Origin of the sequence: Actinomyces glycerinitolerans, from assembly GCF_900098745.1 — a bacterium.
Classification (GTDB): domain Bacteria; phylum Actinomycetota; class Actinomycetes; order Actinomycetales; family Actinomycetaceae; genus Actinomyces; species Actinomyces glycerinitolerans.
Window position 1 is genome coordinate 94,740 of the sequence record NZ_FQTT01000012.1, and the last position, 12,925, is coordinate 107,664.

The 12,925-nt window shown below is 69.8% G+C and carries 11 protein-coding genes; 5 read left to right on the forward strand and 6 right to left on the reverse strand.

The window, feature by feature from the left end:
• Positions 1-97 precede the first annotated feature (97 nt).
• Complete coding sequence (locus ACGLYG10_RS10655) at positions 98-541, forward strand: hypothetical protein (RefSeq protein WP_073331620.1); 444 nt, start codon at positions 98-100, stop codon at positions 539-541.
• Positions 542-603: 62 nt separating this feature from the next.
• On the opposite strand, the gene ACGLYG10_RS10660 is transcribed toward ACGLYG10_RS10655, so the two are convergent.
• Entirely contained in the window at positions 604-2,298 is a 1,695-nt protein-coding gene (locus ACGLYG10_RS10660) for a DEDD exonuclease domain-containing protein (protein WP_073331623.1), read from the reverse strand.
• Positions 2,299-2,483: 185 nt separating this feature from the next.
• On the opposite strand from ACGLYG10_RS10660, the gene ACGLYG10_RS10665 reads away from it, so the two are divergent.
• Positions 2,484-3,383: a lysophospholipid acyltransferase family protein gene (locus ACGLYG10_RS10665; protein WP_073331626.1), complete on the forward strand. Its 900-nt coding sequence runs from the start codon at positions 2,484-2,486 to the stop codon at positions 3,381-3,383.
• Between the two features lie 99 nt (positions 3,384-3,482).
• On the opposite strand, the gene ACGLYG10_RS10670 is transcribed toward ACGLYG10_RS10665, so the two are convergent.
• Complete coding sequence (locus ACGLYG10_RS10670) at positions 3,483-4,712, reverse strand: MFS transporter (protein WP_244542665.1); 1,230 nt, start codon at positions 4,710-4,712, stop codon at positions 3,483-3,485.
• A 19-nt stretch (positions 4,713-4,731) separates the two neighbouring features.
• Entirely contained in the window at positions 4,732-5,340 is a 609-nt protein-coding gene (locus tag ACGLYG10_RS10675) for a TetR/AcrR family transcriptional regulator (RefSeq protein ID WP_073331631.1), read from the reverse strand.
• A gap of 81 nt (positions 5,341-5,421) precedes the next feature.
• Between ACGLYG10_RS10675 and ACGLYG10_RS10680 the strand changes: the two genes are divergently transcribed.
• Complete coding sequence (locus ACGLYG10_RS10680) at positions 5,422-5,703, forward strand: type II toxin-antitoxin system Phd/YefM family antitoxin (protein ID WP_073332085.1); 282 nt, start codon at positions 5,422-5,424, stop codon at positions 5,701-5,703.
• 285 nt (positions 5,704-5,988) lie between these two features.
• On the opposite strand, the gene ACGLYG10_RS10685 is transcribed toward ACGLYG10_RS10680, so the two are convergent.
• Entirely contained in the window at positions 5,989-6,447 is a 459-nt protein-coding gene (locus ACGLYG10_RS10685) for an XRE family transcriptional regulator (protein ID WP_073331634.1), read from the reverse strand.
• Positions 6,448-6,716: 269 nt separating this feature from the next.
• On the opposite strand from ACGLYG10_RS10685, the gene ACGLYG10_RS10690 reads away from it, so the two are divergent.
• Together ACGLYG10_RS10690 and ACGLYG10_RS10695 are read left to right on the forward strand one after the other, a co-directional pair.
• Positions 6,717-7,949 carry a pyrophosphate--fructose-6-phosphate 1-phosphotransferase gene (locus tag ACGLYG10_RS10690; RefSeq protein ID WP_073331636.1) on the forward strand — a complete coding sequence of 411 codons (1,233 nt, stop codon included), beginning with the start codon at positions 6,717-6,719 and terminating at the stop codon, positions 7,947-7,949.
• Positions 7,950-8,135: 186 nt separating this feature from the next.
• Positions 8,136-9,479, forward strand: coding sequence for a class II 3-deoxy-7-phosphoheptulonate synthase (locus tag ACGLYG10_RS10695; protein WP_108967389.1), 1,344 nt, complete (start codon positions 8,136-8,138; stop codon positions 9,477-9,479).
• Positions 9,480-9,491: 12 nt separating this feature from the next.
• Here the strand turns inward: ACGLYG10_RS10695 and pknB are convergent, their stop codons facing one another.
• Both pknB and ACGLYG10_RS10705 read right to left on the reverse strand, forming a co-directional pair.
• Entirely contained in the window at positions 9,492-11,543 is a 2,052-nt protein-coding gene (pknB, locus tag ACGLYG10_RS10700) for a Stk1 family PASTA domain-containing Ser/Thr kinase (protein WP_073331639.1), read from the reverse strand.
• A gap of 58 nt (positions 11,544-11,601) precedes the next feature.
• Positions 11,602-12,747: a polyprenyl synthetase family protein gene (locus tag ACGLYG10_RS10705; RefSeq protein WP_073331642.1), complete on the reverse strand. Its 1,146-nt coding sequence runs from the start codon at positions 12,745-12,747 to the stop codon at positions 11,602-11,604.
• Positions 12,748-12,925: the final 178 nt, after the last annotated feature.

Below are 12,925 nucleotides of genomic sequence, written 5' to 3' on the forward strand. Positions count from 1 at the left end.
TCGTAGACGGTGATCGGTGAGCTTAGAAGGGCCCTACGCATGTCGGTCACGCGATTACACTGACCGCGGAAGCCCCCGTCGTCCACTGGAGGACCGCATGACCGACCAGGCAGCACCCGCCACCCTCGACCTTCTTGTCTTCTCAGATGACGCCACCGTGCGCCAGCAGGTGAAGAACGGCGTCGGACGCCGCCCCGCCAAGGGAATGCCACTGGTGTCCTGGACCGAGGCCGCCACCGCCGAGGGTGTTCGCCTGGCCATCAAGGACCGGCAGAAGGCCGGACAGGCCCCCTTCGCCGTCCTGGTGTTGGATGCCGAGACCAAGAAGCTGGGCGGCATGGGATTGGCGCACGAGCTGTTCACCGAGCTTGAGCAGCGGCCTCCGGTGGTGCTGTTGACCGCCCGCCCCCAGGACGACTGGTTGGCCGCCTGGGCCAAGGCGGAAGTCGTGGTGCCACGGCCGCTGGACCCGCTCAGCCTGCAGGAGGGCGTCGCCAAGGCGCTGCGGGCACGGCGCGGCTCGGTCACCCCGGCCGGCTGATAGCGGGCCGACACCGCCCTGCCCTATGGCGCCTGGGCTGGGCCTGTCGGCAGAACACTTCATCAAACCTCGGCGTCAATGACGCGCCGGTGTCGGGCGGCAGCCCCCACCGGCCAAGACAGCGCTGCGGCCGCTCCGCCTTCGAGGCTCTGGCCTGCCACATCGTCATCGAGTCCCTCGACCTCCACCAGGCGTGCCCCGGCATCCAGCACCCAGTCGGCCAACAGCGCCGTCTCCTCCACGCTTGTCTCCGCCCCCACCCGCGCGGGCCGGTCCACCACCTGCGCGGTGGCGCGCAGTGTGGCAATGGTGGGGCGCGGGTCCACGCCCGGCGCCGTGACCGCCGAGCCCGCCAGGCGCCCCCAGCGCACCGCCACCAACTCCCAGCCGCCATGCTCGCGCCGTCGGGCCGCCAGCAGATGCGGGCAGGTCAGCAGCGGCCGAGTCTGCTCCGCCCGCCGCGCCCCCAGCAGCAGCGCCCGCAGCCGCTGCGTCCACAGCCCCGCCTCCTCGTAGCGCTCCTGGGCCGACAGTTCCGCTATTCGCGCCAGCAGCGGGTGGGCGACCAGATCGATCTCACCGGACAGGGCACGCATCGCGATCCCGGCGTCGGCCGGGGTGTCCGCGCGGCGCACCGCCCGGGCGCTGTGACCGTCCCAGACCTCTAGACGCAGCACGGACTCGGCGGCCCGCTGCGCCTCCAAGGCCGCCTTTCGCGACGGGAACGGGCCGATGGCGCGGCTCGCCTCCGACAGCGGCAGCACGGCAGTCAGCCCCAGATGTGGGTGCGGGGAGTCCACCAGGTGCAGCCAGGGGCGGCGCTGCGGGGCGCGTGAGCGGCGGTTGACCGGCGGATCCAGCTCGGCGATGAGCCGCAGTTCGCGCACGCGCGCCTCCAACTCGGTGGGGGTCTCGATCACTCGCACCGCCACGGTCGTGTCCAGCATGCGCGCCACCTTGGTGCGCTTCTCCGCGGCCGTGAAGTAGGAACGCACCCGCCGGTGCAGGTTCACGGCGCTGCCCACGTACAGCACCTGCCCGGCGGGGGAGAGGAACTGATAGACGCCGGGCGCGGCGGGCAGGTCGTCGGCGAGCCGGCTCTTGACCCGCCGGGATGCGGGCACGGGGTCGGTGGCGGTGGCCAGGTCCTCCAGGTGGGTGACGCCCTGGGGACCGAGGCGTTCCAGGGCGGCGTGCAGCACGTCCACCGTGGCACGGGCGTCGTCCAGCGCGCGGTGGGTGGGCGTCGTCGGGGAGCCCACGAAGGTGGCGAGCGTGCCCAGCTTGTGGTTGGGCACCTGGGTGCGGTCCCAGGCCCGGCGGGCCAGTGCCAGCGTGTCCAGTACGACCGGCTCACGCCAATCCAGGTCGAGGGCCCGGGCCGCCCCGCGCAGGTGGCCGAGGTCGAAGCGGGCGTTGTGGGCGACCGCCACCGTCGTCGGGTCGGCCAGGTGCGCCCACTGCAGGAAGGCGGCCACCGCCTGGGCTACCGGAGGGGCGTCGGCGACCATGGCGTTGGTGATGCCGGTCAGGACCGTTATCTGGGCGGGAATGGCGGTGCCCGGATTTACGAGCGTGGAGAATTCCGAATCGACCACCCCGCCGCGTACCTTCACGGCACCGATCTCGGTGATGGCGTGCGCGCCCGGGCCGCCTCCGGTGGTCTCCAGATCGACGACGACGAAGGTCACCTCACGCAGCGCCGTTCCCATGTCCGCGAAGGCCGCCTGGACCGGCTGGGACGGTGACGACGGCATCCGTGCCGGCTCGCGTCGCCCACGGCCTACGACGGCGCCGACGGACGGCGGAGGCGAGAGCACGTGTTGGACCACACCGCGAGGCTAGACTTGATCAGCAGCCGATCCGGCCGCGGACACGCCCGGCGCGTGTACCCGGGCGGCCGGCCAGTTCCCGACCGCGGATGCACACAGGAGGTCCCACAGTGGGTTACCGAGGTATCAAGGCCGCCGTCGGCCCGGCCATGGAGATGCTCTACCAGCCCTGGATTCGCGGTGAGGAGAATATTCCCGCCGAGGGCCCCGCCATCCTGGCCTCCAACCACCTGGCGGTCATCGACTCATTCTTTCTGCCGTTGCTGATGGACCGCGAGGTCGCCTTCATTGGCAAGTCCGACTACTTCACCGGTAAGGGCATCAAGGGCTGGGCCGTGAAGAACTTCATGACCGCCGTCGGCACCATCCCGGTGGACCGCTCGGGGGGCAAAGCGTCCATGGCGGCTCTGCAGGCCGGGATCGATCGACTGCGCTCGGGCGAGTTGTTCGGCATCTATCCCGAGGGCACGCGCAGCCCCGACGGGCGCCTGTACCGCGGCAAGACGGGGGTGGCGCGCGTCGCCCTGGCCACCGGGGCGCCGGTGATCCCGGTCGCCATGATCGGTTCCAACCTCGCCCAGCCCATCGGCCAGGTGGTTCCCTCCACCCGGCACCGGGTGGGGATCGTGATCGGTGAGCCGCTGGACTTCTCCCGCTACCAGGGTCTGGAGAACGACCGCTTCGTGCTGCGCTCCATCACCGACGAGATCATGTATGCGCTGATGTCCCTGTCCGGCCAGGAGTACGTGGACCTGTACGCCGCGGACGTGAAGAAGGCGATGGACGCGGAGAAGAAGACGGCTGCGGAGGTCGTCGACGAGATGCTGGAGGAGTTGGCCGCCAAGCGGCCGGCCGCCGCCCCCGTCGAGGCACCCGGCGGTCGTCCCGCCCCCGACGTCGAGGTCCCCGAGCCGCCGGCGGAGCCAGACGAGGCGGAAGACGACGAGGGGACAGAGGCGTCCGAGGACGATGCGGCAGAAAACACGCCGCGCCCCGATGATGATGATTGAGCATGGGCACACCGTCAGTCCATATTCGGGACAAACGAGGCTGTCGTCGCCGTGCCAGTGTGCCAGTGCATTGAAATCATGCGATTTCAACGGACGCAATCAGGGATGCTGACCCCGTCTGTCCCGAATCTGGATACTTTCGGCGGTCGCGGCCGCGTACTTGCGCGGCAACCGGATGAATGTGGGAACAGTGAGCGCTAGGAACCCCGCCAGCGTCAAGCAGGCATGCGTGAAGCCGAGGTGCTCGGTGAGCGGACCACTGAGTGCAGGTCCCAGGACCAGGCCGCCCGCGTAAGCCAGGTTGTTGAGGGAGTAGGCGCCGCCGATAGCGGGAGGTGTGGCCATGGCTCCCTGAACGCCTATTAGTGCACTTGCCGGTGCCACCAGGAGTGCGATTGCGGAGCCTAGGCACACAAGCCCGGCGGTGATTACCGGGAGATTCGGTCCAACCCCGACTAGCAACAAACCCGCGGCCGCGCTTGCGGCGCCCACCAGCGTCAATGCTCTTAGCGACACGCGCGGCAGGCAAGCACCGACCAGTGGATTCAGACATGCGGCGACAAGCGTAAGCAGCGCGAACAGCATGCCGATGCCCGCAGAACCTACGCCGAACTCCCGAGCCAGTTGCATAGGGAGCACCGGCTCAATGCATGAGGTTACGGCGGCACCTATGAGAATCAGCGCGACGACCGGCCAACATCCGGGCGTGCGCAACACATCCAAGGCGGTAGGGGGGTCGTCGCTGGGCGGTGAGGTTGGTCGGACGAACGCGAGTCGTAGCGCGCCGTCGATCATGAGCAGCGCGGCCGCGAGAAGAAAGGGAGCGGAGTGTCCGCCGAGCCCGGCCAACCAGCCCGCCAGGGGAGGTCCCGCCAACGCGCCGACCGAAACCATACTCATCGCCAGTCCGAGATAGGTCGCGCGTCGCTGCAGTGGCACGGTCGCGGCGATCAGTGACAGTCCGGCCACCCAACTCAATCCGGCGGCAGCTCCCTGGAGCGTGCGGGCCGTCAGAAGCAACCAGTAAGGGCCACCGATGGTGAACAGCAGGCACGCGCATGCCAGGCCCACCAACGCAGCGAGCAGTGGCCCACGAGAACCGCGTTTGTCCACGACTCGCCCGGCGATAGGAGTGACCATCACCAGTGCGGCCGCATAGGCGGCGAAGAGCAGCCCGGTTGCCGAGGGACCGGCCTCGGCCATGGCGGGGAGCAGGGGGAGTACGGGGATGAGAATCCCGTAGACGAGCATGTCGGTGAACAGAGCGACGCAGGCGACCACTACGGCCATGCGTGGGCTGGTTGTGGCATCGGAGGGTGTTGGTTGCATGTCCGGTCTTTCTCTGGGGTCAAGGCGATTCGATGTTGATCAGGCCGGCGACGAGGGCACGAGCCGTCGTTTCGCAGCGCCCTGGTTCGGGGAGGTCCTCTGGTGTGAGCGCCGCGGTGAGCGTGGCGCCGTGCAGGAACGCCGTGATGCTGAACCGCCCGACGTCAAGCGGAGCGCGAAGCCGCTGTTCGCACTCGGTTAGGAGACGGGCGATTCGCTCCGACCATCGCGCGACGGCCGCCGTCTTCTGCTCCAGCCCCGACTTGACCGCCGGTGCTTGGGACGCTACAAGGACCGTGACGACGGCGAGCTCGCGGAAGTCGGTGTCCTCACGGAGCCTGCGCAGGTAGTCCGCCAGGAACGTCGTGAGCCGCGCCTCCGGCGGTGCTGAGGTGTCTAGCACGGCCAAGAGCGCCTCACCCCGGCTGTGCCATTGTTCGGCCAGGACGGCGTCCAGCAGCTCCCGCTTGCCGGTGAAGTGGTGGTAAACGGCGCCGCGAGTCACGTTTGCGCCGCGCGCCACCTCGACGAGCGAGCAGCCCTCCCAGCCGTCCTGTGCGAAGCGGTGCAAGGCGGAGTGGATGATGGCTTTACGGGTCTCGGCGGCCTCGGCGGCGGTGCGACGCATGCTTACAGGCAACCCTGTATGTATAACTTCGTCAAGTGTCTGTGCGGCACGCAGACCGCCGGTGTGGCAACAATTGTTGCTATGTCGGTCGACGCCTTCATGCCGCTGCGCGACGTGAAGAACTACCTGTCCGAGGTCGTCGGCCAGGTGGAGCGGGAGCACAGCCGCGTGACGATCACTCGGCACGGGCGCCCCGCCCCAGTCGTCATCTCTGTCGATGGTCCGGAGTCGGTTGAGGAGACGCTCGACATCCTTAGCCGTCCCGCGCTAATCGAGCGGATCCGCGCAGGAGCGGATGATTTGGGTGCTCAGCGGGTGGAGACAGTCAGCAAGGACGAGTTGGTCGACTCCCAGAAGGGGTGAGTCCGTGCCTTACACGCTCGCGGCCTTACACGCTCGCGCTAGGTCCTGTTGTGTAAGTGCTTGGGTGGCGGTGCGCGGTTGGGTGGCGGTGTGTGGCTGTTGAGCCTTCCGGTTGGACCGCTTGTTCCCCGGTTGGACCCCTGTTCCCCGGTTGGACCGCCGTAGCCGCCGGTTACAGCGGTCCAACGGGGCGTGGGCGGTCCAACGGGGCGTGGGCGGTCCAACGGGGCGTGGGCGGTCCAACGGGGCGGTGCAAGACCCACTCGCCCCACCAGCACAAACGACTTACACAACACGACCTAGGGAAGCTCCGGTCGTCGTGGCAGGGCCGCTGCCGACGGAGATCACGTCGACGGGCACCGTCAGTAGATCTGACACCTCCTCCTCAAGTTCCAGCAGGATCAGGATGTCCGCATCTGGTGAAAAACGGACCAGCAGGTCGATGTCCGAGTCTGGGCGATCCTCGCCGCTGGTTACGGAGCCGAACGCGCCGATAACCTCGCATCCATGCGAACCGGCCAACGCGATGACCTCTTTGCGCGCAGCGCGCAGCAGAACTGAGGGGCGCACCTGTAACGCCTTTCGCAGCCGCTCCCGTGTGTCAGCGGACGGATGGCGCGCGCCGGACTCGATGGCGGCAATGAGTGGTTGGCTGACACCGGTGCGGTCCGCGAGTTCGCGTTGGCTCAGCCCCGCCGCGTGGCGACGGAAGCGGATCCAGTCACGTTCGGTGCGCTGTGTCACGCATCCATGATAACGCGTGTGTGATCGCCGAGTGTGGCCTCCGGGCTGCAGACCGACCGGCGTCGATGGGGTACGGCACGTAACTTCTACCGATCTCGGCACGTAAGATCAACCGACTTCGGCATGTAACTTCTACCGATCTCGGTGGAGGGTGGGCACGGGGACGGGTTGGGGCTGGGGTTGGCGTTGGGGTGAGGATTCCGGGCGCGCGGGGGCGGCATCCCGATAGGATGGCCGCGATAAGCCCCATCACCTACGAAAGGTTTCCGATGTCGATCCGTCGCGTCGCCCTCCTCACCGCGGGCGGCTTCGCCCCCTGTCTGTCCGCCGCCGTAGGCGACCTCATCGAGCGCTACACCGAGGTCGCCCCCGACGTCGAGATCATCGCCTACCAGTACGGCTACCACGGCCTGCTCACCGGCAACTACGTCGTCATCGACGAGGAGGGCCGCAAGAACGCGGGCGTGCTGCGCCAGTACGGCGGCTCCCCGATCGGCAACTCCCGCGTCAAGCTCACCAACGCCAAGAACCTCGTCGAGCGCGGCCTGGTCAAGGAGGGCGTGGACCCGCTCGCCTTCGCCGCCGAGCGGCTGCGCGAGGACGGCGTCGACGTGCTGCACACCATCGGTGGAGACGACACCAACACCACCGCCGCCGACCTGGCCGCCTACCTGCGCGACCACGACTACGACCTGACCGTCGTCGGCCTGCCCAAGACCATCGACAACGACATCGTTCCGATCCGCCAGTCGCTGGGCGCCTGGACCGCCGCCGAGCAGGGCGCCGGCTTCGCCCTCAACGTCATCGGCGAGCACCGCTCCAACCCGCGCATGCTGATCGTCCACGAGTGCATGGGTCGCAACTGCGGTTACCTCACCGCCGAGACCGCCCGCCGCTACCACGAGCTGCTCAAGGACCGCCAGTGGGCCCCCTCGCTGGGCCTGACCAAGGAGCGCTGGGACGTGCACGCCGTGTTCGTGCCGGAGGCCAAGCTGGACATCGCCGCCGAGGCCGAGCGCCTCAAGGCCATCATGGACGAGCAGGGCAACGTCAACATCTTCCTGTCCGAGGGCGCCGGCGTCCCCGAGATCATCGCGGAGATGGAGGCCAAGGGTGAAGAGGTCCAGCGCGACCCCTTCGGCCACGTCAAGCTCGACACCATCAACCCCGGCCAGTGGTTCGCCCGCCAGTTCGCCGACAAGATCGGCGCCGAGAAGGTCATGGTGCAGAAGTCCGGCTACTACTCGCGCGCCGCCGCCGCCAACGAGGAGGACCTGGCCCTGATCAAGCAGATGTGCGACCTCGCCGTCGACTGCGCCCTGCGCGGCGAGCCCGGTGTCATCGGCCAGGACGAGGAGAACGGCGACCAGCTCGGCGCCATCGCCTTCGAGCGCATTGCCGGCGGCAAGCCCTTCGACATCACCCAGCAGTGGTTCGTCGACCTGATGGCCGAGCTCGGCCAGAACCTCGAGCCCGCCGCCGCCACGGACGGCGAGGCCTGAGCCGCCGGCTCATCCACAACCCAGTTAGAGGGGGCGGGCGGACGCGGGAGAACGCGTCCGCCCGCCCCCTTCTGGGCTCGCTGTGCGCAACAAGACGCCGAAGGGGAGCCCGGCCGACGGCGTGCCCTGCGTCCCACCTTTCGGCGTGACGGTTCGGCAGCGGTCCCGCACGCCTATGCTGACCCCATGATGAACGAGCTCCAGGTACCCGGCGGGGCGGCCGGCTGGCGCCAGCACCACGCCGCCCAGCAGCCCCGCTACCCGGACCCGCAGGCGCTGGCCGACGCCGCGGCCGACCTGCGCACCCGGCCGCCACTGGTGTTCGCCGGCGAGGTCGACTCGTTGCGCGAGAAGATGGTGCTGGCCTCCCAGGGGCGCGCCTTCGTGCTCATGGGCGGGGACTGCGCCGAGTCCTTCCACGACAACACCGCCGTCAACATCCGCCTGAAGCTGCAAACCATTCTGCAAATGGCGGCGGTGCTCACCTACGGCGCCTCCACCCCGGTGGTCAAGATCGGCCGCATGGCCGGCCAGTACGCCAAGCCGCGCAGCTCGGACACGGAGACCCGCGACGGTGTCACCCTGCCCTCCTACCGCGGCGACTCCGTCAACGACCACGCCTTCACCGCCGAGGCCCGTATCCCCGACCCGCAGCGCATGGTCGACGCCTACCTGCGCGCCGGCACCACCCTGAACCTGATCCGCTCCTTCACGATGGGCGGCTACGCGGACCTGCGTGAAGTCCACTCCTGGAACCGCGGCTTCACCGCGAACCCCGCCTACAAGCGCTTCGAGTCCTTCGCCGAGGAGATCGACCGGGCCATGCGCTTCATGGAGGCCGCCGGCGTCGACTTCGAAGCCCTGCGCCAGGTCGACTTCTACGCCGCGCACGAGGCGCTCCTGCTGGAGTACGAGGACGCCATGACGCGCGAGGACTCCCGCAGTGGGCGCCTTTACGACACCTCCGCCCACTTCCTGTGGGTGGGGGAGCGCACTCGCGGTGCCGACGACGCCCACGTCGCACTGCTGGCGGGCGTGCACAACCCGGTGGGCGTCAAGATCGGCCCGACGACGACCCGCGATGAGCTGCTGTCCCTGATCGACCACCTCAACCCGGATGGGGACCCCGGCCGGCTCAGCCTGATCACCCGCATGGGTGCCGACCGCATCCGCGACGTGCTGCCGCCCCTGGTGGAGATCGTCCGCGCCGACGGCCGACCGGTCACCTGGATCACCGACCCCATGCACGGCAACACCATCACCTCTGAAAACGGCTACAAGACCCGCCGCTTCGACACGATCATGGACGAGGTGCGCGGCTTCTTCGAGGTACACCGGGCGCTGGGCACCGTGCCCGCCGGCATTCACGTGGAGCTCACCGGAGACGACGTCACCGAGGTCCTCGGCGGCGGCGAGCACATTGACGAGGCCGGGCTGGCGCGCCGCTACGAGACGCTCGTGGACCCGCGGCTGAACCACCAGCAGTCCCTGGAGATGGCCTTCGAGGTGGCGGAGATGCTCCGCGGCTGAGTCGGCCCGGGCTCAGATCACGTTCACCGTCACCTGTGAGCCCTTCTCCACGCTCTGCCCGGCCGACGGGTCGGTGGAGTGAACCGTGTCGAACAAGCCGCCCATGACACGGGAGACCTGCGGGTCCAGCCCCGCGTCCTCCAGCGCGGTCACGGCCTCGCGCTCGCTCATCCCGACGACGTCGGGCACGTTCACCTTCTCCGGCCCCTTGGACACGACTACGTCCACCGCGTCGCCGTGGTGGTAGCCCTCCGCCCCCGAGGCCGGGCTGGAGGAGATGATCATTCCCGAGGCCACATCGTCGGAGTAGGCCTCCGACTGGGTGCCGAGCGTGAGCCCGGCCGCCTCCAGCGTGGTGGTGGCGTCCTCCACGCTCATGCCGGTCACGTCCGGGACCGTGGCGGGCTGGCGCCCCAGGGACACGACGATCGCCACGGCGGAGGAGTGATCCACCGTGCTGCCCGACTGCGGCTCGCAGGAAATCACCATGCCGGAGGCGACGTCGTCGGAGTAGGTCTTGGTCACCGCCCCGAGCGTGAGGCCCGCGTCCACGATCGCGCTGGTGGCATCCTCCTGAGTGGAACCGACGACGTCGGGCACGACCTTCTGCTCAATGCCGCGGGATATCACCGGCGTAACCGCCTGGCCGGGGTGCAGCCGGGTGTCGGCGCCGGGGGAGCAGGAAATCACCGAGTCCGCGGGCACCGTGTCGGAGTAGGCGCGGGTGGGGGCGCCCCACACCAGTCCGGCCGCCTCGACCGCATCCTGTGCATCCTGTGCGCTCATCCCCACGATCTGCGGCACCGGGACGGTGCGGCCGGGGCCGGCCGTGAAGTACCAGGCGCCCCCGCTTCCGACCGCCGCCAGCAGCAGTGCGGCGGCGATCACGGCGCGTCGGCGCGGGCGCCGCGCGGAGTGGCGGGCCACCGGTTGCGTGTTCTGCGTGTCCGCGCCGCGGGACAGCCGACTGCGGTCCAGGGCGCGCGTGGTGCCGTCCCGGCCGCCGGCCGCCCCGTCCGGGGCGATGGAACCGATGGGCAGGGAGACGGTGCGCAGCCCGGCACCCGGGGTGGCCGCGTCGGCGGCGGCCTCGGCGGCGTCCGCATCGGATTCGGTGCCGTCGGTGACCAGCATCGCGGTGCGGGCCGCTTCGGCGTTAGCGGCCAGCACCTCCTGGGTGCGCACCGAGCCGGTGGCGCCGCCGCGCTTGACGGCCAACTCCGCCTCGCTCAGGGTGGAGACGATCTGCCGCAGTCGGTCCAGGGCGGTGTCGGCGTCGTCCAGCCGGGAGTGCGGATCGCGGCGCGTCATCGCCGCGACCAGCTCGTCCACGCTCTCGGGCAGGTCGGGTACCCGCAGCGAGGGGGCGGGAATGTCCTCGTGCACGTTGCGGAAGGCGATCTGGATGGGTGTGTCCGCCTCGAAGGGCTGGACGCCGGTGAGCAGCTCATACAGGATCACGCCGACGGAGAAGACGTCGGCGCAGGGGGCGGAGGAGCCGGTGGTGATCAACTCCGGCGCCAGGTAGGCGACCGTGCCCAGCACGTTCCCGGTGGTGGTCTGGGCGACCTCGGTGACGGCGCGGGCCAAGCCGAAGTCGGCGACCTTGGCGACCGAGCCGTCGGCGGGCAGCAGCACGTTCTCCGGCTTGACGTCGCGGTGGACCAGGCCGGCGCGGTGAGCCGCCCCCAGCGGCCCCAGGATCTGGGCGGTCAGCCCGAGCGCCTCACGCACGGTCAACGGGCCGGAGGCGATCAGATCGCGCAGATTGGGGCCCTCCACCAGTTCCATCACCAGATAGGCGATGCCGTCCAGGCTGCCCTGGTCGTAGACGGCCACGACCCCCGGGTTGGACAACCGCGCCGCCGCGCGGGCCTCGCGGCGGAACCGGGCCACGAAGTCCGGGGAGTCCGCCAGGTGCGGGTGCATGAGCTTGAGGGCCACCATGCGGTCCAGGCGGCGGTCATGCGCCCGGTAGATGGTGGCCATGCCCCCACGGGCCACGCGGTCGACGATCTCGTAGCGAGCGTCGACCAGCCGGCCGATGAGAGGATCCTTGGTCACGTAGCCGAGTGTACGGGGCTCGCACGCCCCGGTGCGTCAGGGGCCGCCGCGCCCGCAGTCAGCTGCGGCGGGCGGTCAGCATTTCCGCCAGCCCCAACAGGGTGCGCCGCGAACGCTCCGGCAGGGCGCCCGGGGCGGCCTCCAGCGCGGCGAGGCCGGTGGCGGTGTGGGCGGCGATCTCATCCTCATGCGCGTTCAAGGCCCCACAGTCGCGGATCAGTGCGGCGGCCGCCGACAAGTCCGCGGCCGTGGCGGCCTCGTCCCCGGCCAGCACCCGGGTCAACAGCTTCCGGCCCGCGTTGTTGCAGCGCTGCCAGGCCAGGGCCACCAGCACCGTCCGTTTGCCCTCGCGCAGGTCGTCACCGGCCGGCTTACCGGTCAGGGCCGGGTCGCCGAATACGCCCAGCACGTCGTCGCGCAGCTGGAAGGCGATCCCGATCTCCTCACCGAATACCTCCAGGGCGGTCAACAACTCGCCATGGGGGGCCACGCCGGCCAGCAGCGCCCCCACCTGCAGCGGATACATCACCGAGTAGCGCGCCGACTTGTGGCGTATCACCTCCAGTGCGGCCTCCCGCATGGCGGCGCCCGCCGCCACCGGTCGGTCCGTCGGGGCCGGCAGGGGCATCACCTCCTGGTGCACGTCCAGGAACTGGCCGACGGCGACCTCCGCAGTCATGGCGTCGAAGGCGTCCCGGGCGGCCCGTGCCGCGCCGCGCTCGCAGCCGGCCGTCGCCTGGCCCAGTTGTGCGGTGGCGGCCGACATGAGCAGGTCTCCCAGGAGAATCGCGGCACTGACGCCGTAGACGTCGGCCGAGCCGGTCCAGCCGGCCCGACGGTGACGGGCCGCGTAACGACGGTGTGCGGCCGGCCGGCCACGGCGGGTGTCGGCGGCGTCGATGACGTCGTCGTGTACGAGCGCGCTCGCCTGGTACAGCTCCAGGGCGGCGCCCAGCCGGGCCGCGGTCGGGCCGGCCGCCACGGCGGCGGGGTCGGCGTCTCCTCCCTCCAGGGTCAATCCCACCGCACCCAGAACCGCCCGCATTCGCTTCCCGCCCGCCAGGGCCGTGGCGGCGGCCTCGAGCAGCTCATCGGTTACGGCGGGGGAGTCTTGCCACTGGGCGCGCAGCCGGGCCAGCACCTCATCCAGGCGGGCATCGACGGCGCCGCGCACGAGCGGCAGCAGGGCGTCCACGTCGGTCATGCGCACAGGCTAGATGATCGGGCTCGGGAATAGACACGGCGTCCGCATCGTTGCTCTTCGCGCTGGTAGTGGTTGCCGGATCTCGTGTGAAGTCCTCGCGTTAGGCGCGTGCGCCTGTGAGACCATTTGGGTTCTCGCGTAAACTTCGCCGAGGCTCCATGCACCGCTCCGGCCGAAC